The sequence below is a fragment of the Klebsiella sp. C349492 genome (assembly GCF_042055345.1).
Classification (GTDB): Bacteria; Pseudomonadota; Gammaproteobacteria; order Enterobacterales; family Enterobacteriaceae; genus Klebsiella; species Klebsiella scottii.
Window position 1 is genome coordinate 213,714 of the sequence record NZ_JANQCE010000004.1, and the last position, 15,090, is coordinate 228,803.

Below are 15,090 nucleotides of genomic sequence, written 5' to 3' on the forward strand. Positions count from 1 at the left end.
TATTTCACATAGTGGAATGTTATTCCACTAAATAGTATTGGGTTGCAAAACCGCGCCGGCAGGACCGGTGCGTTTCGGTGTTACTCCGGTTTATCCCTGAAGGCGGGATGGGGCGAGGCTCACCCGGTACAGCGATGTCGTCGCCGTAATAAAAAGCGTATTCCCGTCGGGGCCGCCAAAGGTGCAGTTAGAGACGCGCTCGGGGACCGCAATGGTTTCCAGTAATTCGCCTGCGGCGGAGAAAATCAAAATCCCTGTCTCGCAGCTGCAGTAAATATTCCCGTCCTGGTCGACGCAGAATCCGTCCGGAATACCCGGTTTGACCTGGGTTACGACGTGGGAAAATAACGCGTTATCGCCTTCAAGACGGTAAGCGCGAATTTCCCGGCGGCCCTGGCTCGGAAAATCAATAACCGACATATCTGCCACGTATAGCCAGTTATCATCCGGCGAAAAGGCCAGCCCGTTGGGGCGCTGGGTATCGCTGATGGCAATAGCGACCTGGTTACGCGCTTCATTAAATCGGTAGACGTAGCAGCCAATTACCTGGCTTGCGGCGCGATAGCCCTCTTCGTCACCGACGATGCCGTAGGGCGGATCGGTAAACCAAATCGACCCGTCCTGGCGCACCGCGATATCGTTGGGGGAGTTAAAACGCAGCCCGTCGACTTTATCCACCAGCAGGGTGTGATTGCCCGCGGCGTCGGTACGGCTGATACCGCGCCGACCGTGCTCGCAGGTCAACAAACGCCCTTGCTTGTCCAGCGCGTTGCCGTTGGCGTAGTGGGATTCGGCACGAAACACGCTGACTCCATTTTGCGCATCCCAACGGAACATCCTGTTGCCCTTCACATCGCTGAAAATCAGACACTGCTGGTCTGCCAGCCACACCGGGCCTTCCGCCCAGATCGCCGGTGAGCACAGGCGTTCAAAACTTCCCGTAACGGCTAACATCTCACTTCACGCCCCAGATGGCTTTGTAGCGATCGCGATAATGGTTGTCCGGATCGAATTCGTTGTTCTGGCCGCCGTCGGCGCCGATGTTCTCTTTGGTCACCAGATGTGCCGGGGTGACATAACCAGACGGCTCTTTGCCCGCGAAGGCGCGGTTAAATTCATCCAGCAGCTGCCAGCCGTGCAGTTTCAACGGCTCTGGTACGGTTGCGATCTGCGCTTTGCCTTCACGCACGCGCTGGTAGGCGGTGACGGAACCATCGCCAGCGGAGATGTTGTACGGCGGTTTATCTCCGGTGCCTTTGCCCGCGGTTTGCAGGGCTGGGGCCATAAAGTCGAAGTACAGGTCGTTAATCGCCAGCGAGTATTCGAACCTGTCGCCATATTTTTGGATCAGGCTGTAGGTCATGCCCGGCATGCGGTTGGAGGTGTCGGCAAGCGGGGTATCGATAAACTCCACCACCTGGCAGCCGCTGCACTGCTCAATCACCTTCTTCATCGCGTTGGCTTTATCCAGCGCGATTTGGTACAGCGAGTCGGTGAAAATAAGCACTTTGGCGGTGCCGTTGGATTTCGCCACCGCATACAGCGCCGCCATGCGCGAGACTTCGTTCGAGTCGGAGGTCACGTTGTAGAAAATGTTGTAAGCTGGAACCGGGCCAGGCGCGGGAACCGCGTGCCATGCGGTCAGCACGATGCCCTCTTTCACCGCTTTTTTCAGCGGAATTTTGGCGACGTTCGGGTTCCAGCCGCCAATGACGATACCGTCCGGTTTGCGGGCGATCGCCTGGTTTAGTGCCGCCAGTTGATCTTTCACCGAACCTGCGCCATCCAGCACATCCAGCTGCCAGCCTGCGGTTTTCGCCGCTTCTTCCAGACCCTCTTTAACGCCCAGCACGCCGCCGTTTTTCATGTCCGAGGCGATGAAAATGATCTTCTTATTAGGCTGCAGCACCGGGCCCTGGGTTGGGCCGTCCCATGCGGTGACTGGCGCGGTCGCTTTGGCAATCGCCGTTTTCGCCTGCTGAACAAAGGTATCGTCGGCGAGGCTGAAACCACTTGCCATCATCAACCCGGCAGCCAGACAGTATTGAACTATTTTGTTATTCATTTTCAGTTCCTTACGCGAGAGTCATTGGGTAACGGAGGAGCCTGATGCTGGCGATTGTGCCCGCTGCACCAGTTTCTTATTTAATGCCCGACGGCGTTGGGCGTAGCCTGCCAGGGTAATCGAAAGCAGCAGCGTCGCGCCGTTAAACAGCGGTTCGACCCAAAACGCGCCGCCGAACTGCTGGATGCCCGCAATACCAATCGCCAGCACCGCAATACCTACCACCGTGCCCCAGACGTTCACCCGGCCGGGACGAATGGTGGTGCTGCCGAGGAACGCGCCCACCAGAGCCGGGAGCAGATAATCCATACCGACGCTGGCCTGGCCCACGCCCTGCTCGGCGGCGATGATCACCCCGGTAAAGCCGGTTAAGGTGCTGGAAGTAATAAATGCCCCGATGATGTACCGATTAACGGAAATGCCGTTGAGCGCTGCGGCGACCGGGTTACCGCCCACCGCATACATGCAGCGACCAATCGGGGTATGTTCGGTGATAATCCACAGCACCACGGCGGCAAAAAGGACGTAGAAGGCCACCACCGGAATGCCGAACAGGTCGGAGTGATGCAGGGCGATAAAGGCGTCCGGTAGGTCACCGACGATCTGCCGACCGCCAGAGTGCCAGAGCGCGACGGCGTACAGCACCGTACCGGAACCCAGGGTCGCAACAAAGCTGTCGATATCCGCCAGCGCCACCAGAATACCGTTCAGCAACCCGTAGAGCGCGGAGAGCACCAGCACGATCGCCACCGCGGCGGGCCAGGAGAAACCATATTCAACCTGCAAAGTGATGGCGAGGATGTGCCAGAGTACGATGCCGAAGCCGACGTTCAGGTCGATTTTGCCGACAATCATCGGAATGGTTGCTGCCAGCGCCAGCAGGGCGATTTTCGATTTGCTGTCGAGAATCGCCTGCAACGTCAACAGGGAGGCAAACGAAGGCGTTGTCAGTGAAAAAACGATAACCAGCACCACGCAGATCGCGGGTAAACCGTAACGGGTGGTCAATTGTCCAAGCCAGGTGGCCGCACCGTGTTCATGAAGTGATACGCGTGATTCCAGGGCCGTCGATTTCATTGATGTTTTAGCCATAACGCACTCCGACTTAATGTATGGTGCCGCTGCCCGATGCCAGCTCAAGCAATCTGGCAAAGGTGACATCCTGGTTGAGAAGTTCGCCGACGATCTGCCCGCGGTTAAACACCAGCGCCCGGTTACAGATGTGCGCCACCTCTTCCAGGTCGTTGGAGATGACCAGAATGGCAACGCCGTTTTGCAGCGCCTGATTGAGTAAATCGTAAATTTCTGCGCGTGCGCCCACGTCGACGCCAGCAGAAGGATCTTCCAGGATGAGCAGAGGGGCATTGAGCGAAAGCCAGCGTGCCATTACCACTTTTTGCTGGTTGCCGCCCGACAGTGCACTGATTTCAATATTTATCTGCGAAGGGCGCACGTCGAACTGGCGGATTTTCTCCCGGCTCAGCGGCGCTTCGCTTTTTTCGTTATAGCGGGAAAGCAGCGCATGACCGTGTTTACAGGGGTTCATAAACAGGTTTTCACGCACCATCATGCCCGGGATCAGACTTTCATGAAGACGGTCGCCTGCGACAAAAGAGACGCCTGCGGACATCGCCTCCCCTGGTGTTGTCGCCGTAAACGGCACGCCGTTTAAAGTGATTTGTCCACTTTCCTGCGTCCGGCAGGCAAACAGTAAACGTCCAATCTCTTCCTGGCCGGCGCCACGCAGACCGGCGAGTGCCACCATCTCACCGGCATGCAGCTCGAAGGAGACCGGCCCGGTATCGCCCACTTTGACGTGGTCCATTTTCAACAGCACCGGGGCGCTGGCATCGGGTAAGGCCTGACGCTGGTCATCGCGCAGGCTTTCGCCCACAATCAGTTCGACCAGACCACGCAGGCTGTAGCGGCCGATATCGCCGCCCCCGGCGTAGCAGCCGTCGCGCATGGCGCAAACGGTATCAGCCATCTCCATCACCTCATCCAGGCGGTGGGTGATGTAAATCATGCCTACCTGCTTCTCGCGCAGGATGTTCATGACGCGGAACAGGTGGCGTACATCGTCGGCAGGCAGCGAGGCTGTCGGTTCATCGAGCACCAGCACCGAGGCGTCAACTGCCACCGCGCGGGCAATCGCCAGCAGGGATTTTTCGGTGCGGGAAAGGTCAAACACGCGGTCATCCGGGTCGAGCTGAATGCCGATATCTTCCAGCGCTTTTTGCGCCTGGCGTTTGGTGGCCGCCCAGTCAATCAGGCCGAAGCGACGGGGAAACCCCATCACCAGAGCCATGTTTTCGGCGATGGTCATCCACTCTACCAGGCCTAAATCCTGATGAATAAAGGCGATAGGCTGTTCGTTGCCCTGACGTAACGCGGCGGCAGAATCCACCGGCTGACCGCGAAACAGGATCTCGCCACCATCACGGGAATAGACGCCAGCCAGCACCTTAATCAACGTCGATTTGCCGGCACCGTTTTCTCCCAGCAGCGCCACAACCTGGCCCGGATAAATATCCAGACTGACGTTATTGACCGCCACATTTCCACCAAAGCGCTTGATAATGTGGCGCATGGATAACAACGGAGACAACACTGCTGCTTCTGCCATTTAAGGTGACCTCCCGCTGAGGGAATAAGAACGTTTTACAATCTATAAATTTCACTATGCGAAATCTGATTTCAAATATATCGATCATGATTTCACAAAGCAATCGGGGAGGATGTTTTTGAAATTCAATAAAATCAGTTAATTACAAAATTTCTGTTCAGATCGTGAAGTGAAACACACTTTGCGCTACCATCAGGTCGCCACAGAATGGAGAGCGGAAGCGATGAACACAAAAGAGAGTGAAAACACGCAGGAGAAAGAGCGGCCGGCTGGAAGCCAAAGCTTGTTTCGCGGTTTGATGTTGATAGAAATCTTAAGCAATTACCCCAACGGTTGCCCGCTGGCGCATCTTTCAGAACTGGCCGGGCTGAACAAAAGCACCGTGCACCGATTACTACAAGGGCTGCAATCCTGTGGCTACGTCACTCCCGCGCCCGCCGCCGGGAGTTACCGTTTAACCACGAAATTTATCGCCGTCGGTCAAAAAGCCCTGACGTCGCTGAATATTATCCACGTGGCGGCGCCGCATCTGGAAGCGCTAAACCTCTCTACCGGGGAAACCATCAACTTCTCCAGCCGTGAGGACGATCACGCCATTCTGATTTATAAGCTGGAACCGACGACCGGGATGCTGCGTACCCGCGCTTATATCGGCCAACATATGCCGCTGTACTGTTCGGCAATGGGTAAGATTTACATGGCGTTTGGTCAGCAGGAATATGTGAAAGAGTACTGGGAGACGCATCAGGAGCAGATTCAGCCTCTGACGCGCAACACCATTACGGGGCTACCTGCGATGTACGATGAGCTGGCGCAAATTCGTGAAAGCGTGATGGCGATGGACCGCGAAGAGAATGAGCTTGGCGTTTCCTGCATTGCCGTTCCGGTGTTTGATATTCAACACCGTGTGCCGTATGCCATCTCCATCTCACTCTCGACGTCACGTCTGAAACAGATTGGTGAGAAAAATCTGCTCAAGCCACTGCGCGACACGGCACAGGCCATCTCTAACGAACTGGGATTTACCTTACGCGTGTAGGCAAAAAGCCAGATGCGGTTAGGCAGATGACAGATCTGGCAACAATCCCCGCCAGGATCAAAGCGAAGGCGGTTCGTTTTCTGGCACTCTGACGCTAATCAACGTCAGGCGGGGTGGAAAATGAACCGTTTTATCATTGCGGATTCGGCTAAATGCATTGGCTGTCGTACCTGCGAAGTCGCCTGCGTGGTGTCACACCAGGCAAATCAGGATTGCGCCGCACTTTCTCCAAAAGCCTTCAGCGCCCGCATTTGGGTGGTGAAGAGCGGGTCTTTTACAACCGCCGTGACCTGCCATCATTGCGAAGATGCGCCCTGCGCCAACGTCTGCCCGGTGGGGGCGATTAGCCGGGTCAGCGGCGCGGTGTACGTTGAACAATCCCTTTGTATTGGCTGCAAAAGCTGCATGCTGGCCTGTCCGTACGGCGCGATGTCCGTGATGATGACCGACGATGGCGTACAGGCGTTGAAATGCGATTTGTGCGGCCATCGCGAAGACGGCCCGGCCTGCGTGGCGGCCTGTCCGACCCAGGCGCTGTACTGCATGACGTCGGCGGGGCTGGAGAGATTAAGCGGCGAGCGCCGTCGGCGGACGGCGCTGGCGATTTAGGCGGGCGACAAAACGCGCGATTACGCGCCCTGTTCACCCCAGGCGCGTTCAACCTCTTCGGCGAGAATCTTCACGCCCGCTTCAATTTTCTCCGGGTCCGGTACGTAGTTCATGCGCATGCACTGGTGGGTGTGCGGCCAGGGCTTATCAAGGCCCGGGAAGAAGTAGTCGCCCGGCACCATCAGCACGCCGCGTTTCTTCAGGCGCTGATAGAGCAGCTCGGTGGAAATAGGCAGATCCTTAAACCACAGCCAGAGGAAAATGGCGCCTTCCGGCTTATGGATCAGGCAGCGCTCTGCCGGCAGATAGCGGCGAATAATGGCGATGGTTTCCTGAACCCGCTGGTAATAGAACGGCTTAATAACCGTTTCCGACAGGCGCAGCAGGTCGTTGCGTTTAATCATTTCGCACATCATCGCCGGGCCCATACCGCCGGGAGCAAGGCTGATAATGCCGTTCATATTGCTGATGGCGGTAACGATCTTCTCATTGGCGATGATAATTCCGCAGCGGCTGCCCGGCAGACCCAGCTTGGAGAGACTCATGCACAGAACGATATTGGGGTTCCATAGCGGCCTGGCGTCGCTGAAAATAATCCCCGGGAAGGGAACGCCGTACGCGTTATCAATGACCAGCGGCACGCCGTGTTGATTGGCCAACGCATCCAGCTTGATTAACTCTTCGTCGGTAATCACGTTACCGGTGGGGTTGGTCGGGCGGGAGACGCAAATCATGCCCGTCTCTTCCGTCACCTGCAGGTGTTCGAAATCCACATGATATTTAAACTGGCCTTCCGGCAGCAGTTCGATATTCGGGCGGGTGGCGACGAACAGATCCTCTTCGAGACCCGAATCGGCGTAACCGATATATTCCGGGGTCAGCGGGAACAGCACTTTACGGGTCGTGCCATCCGCACGGCGTCCGGCAAAGAGGTTAAATAAGTAGAAAAATGCACTCTGACTGCCATTTGTCAGTGCAATATTCTGTGGTTCAATCTCCCAGCCGAGTTCGTCACGCAGCATCTGCGCCAGCAGGCTCAGCAGTTCGCTTTTACCCTGCGGGCCGTCGTAATTACAAAGCGCATCAAGGGCTTTACCGTTAGCCAGCATGTCGGCAAGCAGGCCGTGGAAGTAGTCATTCATTTCCGGGATTTGTGCGGGATTACCGCCACCCAGCATGATTGCTCCCGGCGTACGCAGGCCGTCATTAAGGTCTTCCATCAAACGGGTAATGCCCGAATGGCGGGTGAATTTGTCGCCGAAAAGTGAAAATGTCATCGCGGATAATCTGTCGGTATGTCTGGAAAGTGGGTAACCATAACGCCAGCGTTGGCGAGGTGCAAATCTGCGGATGCGGAGAGGATTTTGTTATTATGCTGAGATATTTGTTTTTTATAGATATTTATTCTGTTATGACGCCCTCGGCTGCCGAGGGCGTCGCTTATCCGCTGGTTAGCGCTGGCCTGCCCACACGACCATGACCTTATCATCGCCGTTTTCGCGCACAAAACCGTAGCCCTGCGGCAGGGAAAGGGTGGTTTGCTTACCCATACCGATGGCGGAGTGGCGGGCGCGGAACTGACCGAGCTTCTGCCAGTGCGTCACGCTAAGCGCGGCTTTGCCCGTGACGTCCTGCCAGTTCATATCCGAACGCGTGCCCTGCAGCGGATCTGAGCCGGTCGGGCCAAAGGGCCGCGAGGACTCATCGCCGTAGAAGATTTGCACCGCGCCAGGGGCGAGCAGCAGCAGTTCGGCCGCCGAGCTGCCGCCTTCGCGGAACAGGCGCGTATCGTGCGATGAGAGGTAGCTCAGGACGTTAAACTGCTGCAGCTTGTCCGCCATTTGCTGCCAGGTGAGGTCCATATTTGCCAGACAATCCGCCGCTTTCGCCGCCTGATCCTGATAATCGAAGTTAATCATCGCGTCAAAACCGTGGCGATAGTAATCGCTCTGCATGACGCCGTGGCCCCAGGCCTCGCCGGTCATCCAGAACGGCGCGCTATCCAGCGCCTTATCGGGGTTGGCCTTTTTCCACTCCGCCAGCGCCGCCGTCGCCTGCGTTTTCAACTGCTGCCAGGCGGCCTGCTCGACGTGCTTGGCGGTATCGACCCGGAAACCGTCAATACCGTAATCACGCACCCACTGACTGAGCCAGTGGGTCAGGTAATCGCGCGGCGTGAAGCCGGGGATCTCTTTGGCTGCGGTATCCGCTTTCAGATGATAGAAGTTCGGCAGGCCGGAAGGCGTTGTCGATTCCGTTTTCAGGTCCGGCAGGAAGGCCAGGGACATGGTCAGATCGTCAAAGCCGGGGTTGTCGTAGTCACCGATATCGGTACGGATCCACTTTTTCCCCCACCATTTTTCCCAGCCGGCCTTATCGCTGAAGTTGATGTAATCGTTAAAGCTGTGCCAGCTCTGCCCCGGGCCGGGTTTCCAGTCGGTCCAGCGTTCGCCGAACGTCTTTTTCAGCTCATCGCCTTGCAGATAGAGAGAGCCAAATTTGAACTCCTGCATATCGGCGAGCGTCGCGTAGCCGGTGTGGTTCATCACGACATCAAACAGGATGCGCATGCCGCGCTTATGGGCCTCATCGACGAGACGACGCAGGTCGGCTTCGGTACCCATGTTGGCATCCAGCTTCGTCCAGTCCTGCGCGTAGTAGCCGTGATAGGCGTAATGGGGGAAGTCTCCCTTGGTTCCGCCGCCAACCCAGCCGTGAATTTGCTCCAGCGGAGAGCTGATCCACAGCGCGTTGACGCCCAGCTGCTGGAGATAGTCGAGCCGGCTGGTCAGGCCCTGCAGGTCGCCGCCGTGAAACGTGCCGATCTCCTGCATACCGTCTTTGTGCCGCCCGTAGCTATTGTCGTTCGCGGGGTTGCCGTTAACAAAGCGGTCGGTGAGAACGAAATAGACCGTCGCGTTATGCCAGCTAAACGGCGCGGCGGCGTCGGTTTCCGCGCGTTCGAGCAGCAGCAGGCCGTTGCTGTTGGGGGCCGGCTGTAGGGTGACTTTGCCGCCGCTCACCGTCGCGGTGTTGCCGCTGTAAAAATCACGTACCTTGCTGCCTTCGGCAAAAGTCTGGCCGACGGCGATTGTCAGCGGCTCGCCCTGCCATTTCGGGCACTGACGCAGCTGGGGCGTCGCCGCTGACGCCGTTTCGTTCTCTTTGAGGGAGATCATCAGCGTCGGCGTGCCGGAGCGGGTATCGACATCAAGGGTGTACAGGCCTTCACGGAAAACTCGCCACTGCGCAGGCGCGCCGCGGCAGGGCTCCATGGAGAGCATTTGGTTAAGTTTTATGGTCCCGACGGGCTGCCAGCACTGTTGGTCAAAGTTTATTTGCAGCGGACGTGTACCCTTCGTCACCTCATTTTGGCTAATAAATCGGCCGGTGCCTTCTTCGGTGAAGGTGGGAAAGTTAGCGGTGGTCCAGGCGGCGAAGGCCATCCCAGGCAACAGTAGCGACGCGAGAGCAGCGAGTTTCATGCCGAAGTCCTGTAAGCGGTTTTTTGTTCAGTTTGCCCGTCTGACCGCAGGATGAACTCATCCCACCTGCGCTTTTGCAGGGATGATGAAAAGGGGTGAGTGATTCAGTTCAAAAAATAGCCAAAAAATGAGACTGCGCTAGCATTTTTACGACGTTTCCAGCGGGCAGAAACCGATTTCAGATGACAGCTTTTAGGAATTGGACTATTTCTGTTAGTGCTCTCACTGGGTATTTTTGATACTATTCGCGATTCAATTAACGTTTTTTCGCATAAAACAAGGTGTTGGAATGCATATATCCGACCAGGAGATCTAATGATATCGATTCCCATTCGACGATATGGGGCCGCGATACTCATGTTACTTACCTGCATATTTTCAGGTAGTGCGTTGGCAACAACCCACACGGCAACAACGAGTCATAAAGCCCCGATAGTAAAGAAAAGCAGTAGTGTTAAGGTCAGCGGTAAACAAGAGTATTCTCGCAATAGTGTAAAGAGCAGTTCACTTCCTGATTTGCGAAAATACCCTTCCGGAACACCAAGGAAAAAAGCGTTTCTCCGGACAGTGATGCCTTATATTACCAAGCAGAATCAGGTGATTACTGCCGATCGTGACTGGCTTGTTACCAAGCAGTATGATTCCCGCTGGTCGCCGAGCGAGCGTACGCGTCTGAAAGATATAACGTCGCGCTATAAGGTGAAATGGTCCGGCAACACGCGCCGTATTCCGTGGAACACGCTGATGGATCGCGTCGACATTATTCCTAACAGCATGGTTGCCACAATGGCGGCGGCCGAAAGCGGCTGGGGTACGTCGAAGCTGGCGCGCATGAACAACAATTTGTTTGGTATGAAGTGCGGCGGCGGCAACTGCAGCGGTGCGATGAAAGGCTATTCTCAGTTTGATTCTGTAGAACAGTCGGTGCAGGCCTATGTGACCAACCTGAACACGCATCCGGCGTATAAATCCTTCCGCACCTCCCGTGCGCAGCTGCGTAAAACGGACCAGGAAGTGACCGCCAGCACGATGATTCATAAGCTGAAGGGCTATTCGACCAAAGGGTCGAGCTATAACAACTATCTCTTCGCGATGTATCAGGATAATCAGCGTCTGATTGCCGCACATATGTAATGCAAATCCTATAATGAAAAATGCCCGGCGCGCATGCCCGGGCATTTTTTTCGCTCTTTTCCCGCTACATCATTACTTCGCTGTGCCGGTCGCGGTACTCCTTCGGCGTGACGTCGTACTCTTTCTTAAACACGGAATAGAAATATTGCAGCGACGGATAGCCGCACATCTGCGAGATTTCATTAATCGACAGCGTCGTCGAAACCAGCAGGCTGCGCGCCTTTTCTAACTTCTCGCTGTGAATGACCGTATGAATGGTTTCGCCCACCTCCTCTTTAAAGCGCTTTTCGAGGTTCGATCGCGAGATCCCGACGGCGTCCAGCACCTGCTCGACCTTTATGCCTTTGCAGGCGTGATTGCGGATGTAGTGCATGGCCTGGATAACCGAAGGGTCGGAGAGGGAGCGGTAGTCCGTCGAGCGTCGCTCAATGACGCGCATGGGGGGAACCAGCCTGCGCTGCAGCGGCAGCGCTTCTTTATCCAGCAGGCGGTGCAGCAGCTTTGCCGCCTGATAGCCCATCTGGCGGGTGCCCTGCGCCACCGACGATAGCGCAACGCGCGACAGGTAGCGGGTCAGCTCTTCGTTATCAATGCCGATGACGCAGAGCTTTTCCGGTACCGGAATATGCAGCAGCTCGCAGGCCTGCAAAACGTGGCGCGCGCGGGCGTCGGTAACGGCGATGATCCCCGTTTGCGGCGGCAGCGTTTGCAGCCAGTCCGCCAGGCGGTTCTGCGCGTGCTGCCAGTTTTCCGGCGCCGTCTCCAGCCCCTGGTAAACCACGCCGCGATACTTCTCTTTTGCTACCAGCTGGCAAAATGCGTGCTCGCGTTCAACGGCCCAGCGCTTGCCGCTGGAGGTGGGCAGCCCGTAAAAGGCGAAACGGTGAACCCCTTTCTCTTTAAGATGCAGAAAGGCGCTCTCAACCAGGGCTGCGTTATCGGTGGCGATATAGTGAACCGGCGGGTAATCCTCGGGGCGATAGTAGGAGCCGCCGACGCCGACGATCGGTACTTCGACGCCGGCCAGCAGCTTTTCAATTTCGGGGTCGTCATAATCGGCGATCACCCCGTCTCCCAGCCACTCTCTGATGTTCTCTATCCGGGCGCGGAAATCCTCTTCGATAAAGATGTCCCACTCCAGCTGCGACGCCTGTAAATATTCGCCAACGCCTTCCACAACCTGCCGATCGTAGGCTTTGTTGGCGTTGAATAACAGCGTAATACGGTGGCGCTTTTCAAACATAATCTCGTTCCCTGGTCTCTCTTGCTGGCCATACAATACCGGCCAATGCCCGAACTATTACAAGCTACTTATGCGTAAATCTGGCGGTAGCGCAAATAATTCGGGCATTCTGTTGCCCGGAGCGTCAGGCGCGCCGCTTGGTGGCGGAATCCATCCACACGGCCAGCAGCAAAATGGCGCCTTTAACGATGTATTGCCAGAAGGTGGCGACGTCCATCATGCTCATGCCGTTATCCAGCGCGGACATGATAAAGGCCCCCATTACCGCGCCGGCCACGCTGCCTACGCCGCCGGCAAGGCTGGTGCCGCCGATAACGCAGGCGGCGATGGCGTCCAGTTCGGCGATGTTGCCCGCGGACGGCGAGCCGGCCCCCAGCCGCGAGCTGAGGATCAGCCCGGCAATGGCGACCATCAGGCCGTTGATGGCGAACACCGCCAGCTTAGTCCGCTCTACGCTGATACCCGACAGGCGGGCCGCTTCAAGGTTGCCGCCGATGGCGTAAATCCGTCGACCAAAGGCGGTGCGGGTGGCCATAAACATTCCGGCCAGCAGCAGCGCGGCGAGGAGCAGCACCGGCGTAGGGACGCCGCGATAGTCGTTCAACAGCCAGATTGCGCCGAGAACAAAAACGGCGGTAAGGGTCTGGCGGCCGACGGTAGCGGTTGAGGCGGAGGTGGTTAACCCCAACGCCTGGCGGCGCAGGCGGCCGCGCCACTGCCAGATAATAAAAGCGGCCATGCCGACGACGCCGATACCGAAGCCAATGCCGTCCGGCAGGTAGCTCTGCCCGATTTGCGACATCGCCGGGCTGGTCGGGGAGACCGTGGTGCCGTTGGTGATGCCGATCAGAATGCCGCGGAACGCCAGCATGCCGGCAAGGGTGACGATAAACGAGGGCACCTTGCGATAGGCGACCCACCATCCGTTCCAGGCGCCCAGCAGCAGCCCCATCGCCAGCGTCACCACGATGGTGAGCGGCAGCGGCCAGCCGAGCCAGACGTCGAAGATGGCCGCCGCGCCGCCGAGAAGCCCCATCATTGAGCCGACGGAGAGGTCAATCTCGGCGGAAATGATCACAAAGACCATCCCCACAGCGAGGATGCCGGTGATGGCCGTCTGCCGCAGCAGGTTCGAAATATTGCGCGCGCTTAAGTAGGCGCCATCGGTAACCCAGGTAAAGAACAGCATGATGACCACGATGGCGGCGATCATGACGAAAACCTGAAGATTCAGGCCCTTTAATCCGGGCAGGGTGGCGGAGGCTGATGGGGCCAGTTTTATCTCAGACGACGTGTTTTTCGACATGGTGTTCGCTCCTCAGTGCGGCTTCCATTACCTGTTCCTGGGTCAGACCCTGGTTGATTAAGTTCGCTTTCAGTTTGCCTTCGTGCATGACCAGCACCCGATCGCTGAGTCCGAGCACCTCCGGAAGCTCCGACGAGATAACGATAACGGCGATCCCCTGCTGCACCAGCTGATTAATCAGCTTGTAGATTTCGTATTTCGCGCCGATATCAATGCCGCGGGTGGGCTCATCAAGGATTAAAATGCGCGGGTTCAGCAGCAGGCAGCGGGCGAGGATCGCTTTCTGCTGATTACCGCCGCTGAGTCGGCCGATGGCCAGATCCGGCGACGAGGTTTTGATTTTCAGCCGCTGGATAGACTGCTGAATGCACAGCTGCTCCCCGGCGTCATCGAGGCTGCTTAGCGGGCCGCTAAACTGGTCCAGCGCGGCCAGGGTGATATTCTTACCGACCGCCATCACCGGCACGATGCCGTCTTTTTTGCGATCCTCCGGCACCATGGCGATACCGTGAGCAATCGCCTGCTGGCAGTGATGAATCGCCACCTGCTGACCGTCAATATAGATTTTCCCCTCCCAGCGACCCGGCCAGACGCCAAACAGGCACTGGACCGCCTCGGTGCGCCCGGCGCCGACCAGTCCGGCAATGCCGAGGATTTCGCCGCGATGCAGCGAGAAGGAGATATCGTTCACCCGTTTGATATGGCGATTGACCGGATGCCATGCGGTTAGATTTTCGACGCGCAAAATCTCGTCGCCGCGGGTATGCGGTTCGCTGGGGTAAAGGGCGGTAAGCTCGCGGCCGACCATCATGGTAATGACATCATCTTCGTTCATGCCGCTGGCGTCGCGGGTGCCAATATGCTGGCCGTCGCGAATCACGCAGATGGTGTCGGAGATCGCTTTTACTTCGTTGAGCTTGTGGGAGATGTAAATACAGGCGATGCCGTGATTTTGCAGATCGCGAATAATGTTCAGCAGGATTGCCGTTTCTTGTTCGGTTAATGAAGCGGTGGGCTCATCGAGAATCAGTAAGCGCACCTGTTTGTTGAGCGCTTTGGCAATTTCAACCAGCTGCTGCTGGCCAAGACCTAAATCCCCGACGCGCGTATCGGGTGATATCGCTAAATTGACCTGAGCCAGCAGCTTCTGGCTGCGTAGGGTCATGGTTTCATAATCCAGCAGGCCGTGGCGGGAAATTTCTGCGCCGAGGAAAATATTCTCCAGCACCGTTAAGTGTTTTACCAGCGCGAGCTCCTGGTGAATGATGGCGATGCCCTTACGCTCGGTATCGCGAATATGGGCGGCCTGCAGGGTTTCGCCAGAGAAGATAATCTCGCCTTCATAGCTGCCGTGCGGATAAATGCCGCACAGCACCTTCATCAAGGTGGATTTGCCGGAACCATTTTCGCCACACAATGAGACAACTTCCCCGGCGTTAAGCCGCAGGCTGACATTATCAACGGCCTTCACCGCACCGAAAGATTTGGTAATGTTCTTCATTTCAAGTAACCAGGACATAGATGCTCCGCATAAGCGATATCCGGCTGGACGAGAATAACGCCCCCGTTAAGGGGCGTCGGGG

General features: G+C 56.9%; 12 protein-coding genes. 3 read left to right on the plus strand and 9 right to left on the minus strand.

Annotated elements, in window-relative coordinates; translation table 11 throughout:
- Positions 1-90: 90 nt before the first annotated feature.
- The 4 genes from NWP14_RS16375 to NWP14_RS16390 form a co-directional block, all read right to left on the minus strand.
- Positions 91-954 carry an SMP-30/gluconolactonase/LRE family protein gene (locus tag NWP14_RS16375; protein ID WP_375215671.1) on the minus strand — a complete coding sequence of 288 codons (864 nt, stop codon included), beginning with the start codon at positions 952-954 and terminating at the stop codon, positions 91-93.
- 1 nt (position 955) lies between these two features.
- A complete protein-coding gene (locus tag NWP14_RS16380; RefSeq protein ID WP_223261800.1) occupies positions 956-2,023 on the minus strand; it encodes a substrate-binding domain-containing protein in 1,068 nt (355 codons plus the stop codon).
- 63 nt (positions 2,024-2,086) lie between these two features.
- On the minus strand, positions 2,087-3,157 hold the full coding sequence (locus NWP14_RS16385; protein ID WP_331835079.1) for an ABC transporter permease: 1,071 nt from the start codon (positions 3,155-3,157) through the stop codon (positions 2,087-2,089).
- A gap of 13 nt (positions 3,158-3,170) precedes the next feature.
- Entirely contained in the window at positions 3,171-4,691 is a 1,521-nt protein-coding gene (locus tag NWP14_RS16390) for a sugar ABC transporter ATP-binding protein (protein ID WP_375215672.1), read from the minus strand.
- Positions 4,692-4,914: 223 nt separating this feature from the next.
- Between NWP14_RS16390 and yiaJ the strand changes: the two genes are divergently transcribed.
- On the plus strand, positions 4,915-5,730 hold the full coding sequence (yiaJ, locus tag NWP14_RS16395; protein ID WP_375215673.1) for an IclR family transcriptional regulator YiaJ: 816 nt from the start codon (positions 4,915-4,917) through the stop codon (positions 5,728-5,730).
- Positions 5,731-5,850: 120 nt separating this feature from the next.
- On the plus strand, positions 5,851-6,339 hold the full coding sequence (locus NWP14_RS16400; RefSeq protein ID WP_375215674.1) for a 4Fe-4S dicluster domain-containing protein: 489 nt from the start codon (positions 5,851-5,853) through the stop codon (positions 6,337-6,339).
- A 20-nt stretch (positions 6,340-6,359) separates the two neighbouring features.
- On the opposite strand, the gene avtA is transcribed toward NWP14_RS16400, so the two are convergent.
- Together avtA and NWP14_RS16410 are read right to left on the minus strand one after the other, a co-directional pair.
- Positions 6,360-7,616: a valine--pyruvate transaminase gene (gene avtA, locus NWP14_RS16405; RefSeq protein WP_095102743.1), complete on the minus strand. Its 1,257-nt coding sequence runs from the start codon at positions 7,614-7,616 to the stop codon at positions 6,360-6,362.
- Between the two features lie 174 nt (positions 7,617-7,790).
- Positions 7,791-9,824 (minus strand): alpha-amylase, encoded by a 2,034-nt coding sequence (locus NWP14_RS16410; RefSeq protein ID WP_375215675.1) that lies wholly within the window; start codon positions 9,822-9,824, stop codon positions 7,791-7,793.
- Positions 9,825-10,139: 315 nt separating this feature from the next.
- Between NWP14_RS16410 and NWP14_RS16415 the strand changes: the two genes are divergently transcribed.
- Entirely contained in the window at positions 10,140-10,958 is an 819-nt protein-coding gene (locus NWP14_RS16415) for a protein bax (RefSeq protein ID WP_095102988.1), read from the plus strand.
- Between the two features lie 64 nt (positions 10,959-11,022).
- On the opposite strand, the gene xylR is transcribed toward NWP14_RS16415, so the two are convergent.
- From xylR to NWP14_RS16430, 3 genes are all read right to left on the minus strand, one after another.
- Complete coding sequence (gene xylR, locus NWP14_RS16420; RefSeq protein ID WP_041143169.1) at positions 11,023-12,201, minus strand: D-xylose utilization transcriptional activator XylR; 1,179 nt, start codon at positions 12,199-12,201, stop codon at positions 11,023-11,025.
- Positions 12,202-12,325: 124 nt separating this feature from the next.
- On the minus strand, positions 12,326-13,507 hold the full coding sequence (gene xylH / locus NWP14_RS16425) for a xylose ABC transporter permease XylH (protein WP_095102747.1): 1,182 nt from the start codon (positions 13,505-13,507) through the stop codon (positions 12,326-12,328).
- Positions 13,485-15,026, minus strand: a complete 1,542-nt coding sequence (locus tag NWP14_RS16430; RefSeq protein WP_375215676.1) for a xylose ABC transporter ATP-binding protein — start codon at positions 15,024-15,026, stop codon at positions 13,485-13,487. The genes xylH and NWP14_RS16430 overlap by 23 nt, the downstream gene beginning before the upstream one ends.
- Positions 15,027-15,090 lie beyond the last annotated feature (64 nt).

Excerpts from the sequence above, each read along its gene's own strand:
- NWP14_RS16400 (WP_375215674.1), top strand. The coding sequence starts at position 5,851 with ATGAACCGTTTTATCATTGCGGATTCGGCTAAATGCATTGGCTGTCGT.
- xylH (WP_095102747.1), bottom strand. The coding sequence starts at position 13,507 with ATGTCGAAAAACACGTCGTCTGAGATAAAACTGGCCCCATCAGCCTCC.
- yiaJ (WP_375215673.1), top strand. The coding sequence starts at position 4,915 with ATGAACACAAAAGAGAGTGAAAACACGCAGGAGAAAGAGCGGCCGGCT.
- NWP14_RS16430 (WP_375215676.1), bottom strand. The coding sequence starts at position 15,026 with ATGTCCTGGTTACTTGAAATGAAGAACATTACCAAATCTTTCGGTGCG.
- xylR (WP_041143169.1), bottom strand. The coding sequence starts at position 12,201 with ATGTTTGAAAAGCGCCACCGTATTACGCTGTTATTCAACGCCAACAAA.
- NWP14_RS16410 (WP_375215675.1), bottom strand. The coding sequence starts at position 9,824 with ATGAAACTCGCTGCTCTCGCGTCGCTACTGTTGCCTGGGATGGCCTTC.
- NWP14_RS16415 (WP_095102988.1), top strand. The coding sequence starts at position 10,140 with ATGATATCGATTCCCATTCGACGATATGGGGCCGCGATACTCATGTTA.
- avtA (WP_095102743.1), bottom strand. The coding sequence starts at position 7,616 with ATGACATTTTCACTTTTCGGCGACAAATTCACCCGCCATTCGGGCATT.
- NWP14_RS16390 (WP_375215672.1), bottom strand. The coding sequence starts at position 4,691 with ATGGCAGAAGCAGCAGTGTTGTCTCCGTTGTTATCCATGCGCCACATT.
- NWP14_RS16375 (WP_375215671.1), bottom strand. The coding sequence starts at position 954 with ATGTTAGCCGTTACGGGAAGTTTTGAACGCCTGTGCTCACCGGCGATC.
- NWP14_RS16380 (WP_223261800.1), bottom strand. The coding sequence starts at position 2,023 with ATGATGGCAAGTGGTTTCAGCCTCGCCGACGATACCTTTGTTCAGCAG.
- NWP14_RS16385 (WP_331835079.1), bottom strand. The coding sequence starts at position 3,157 with ATGGCTAAAACATCAATGAAATCGACGGCCCTGGAATCACGCGTATCA.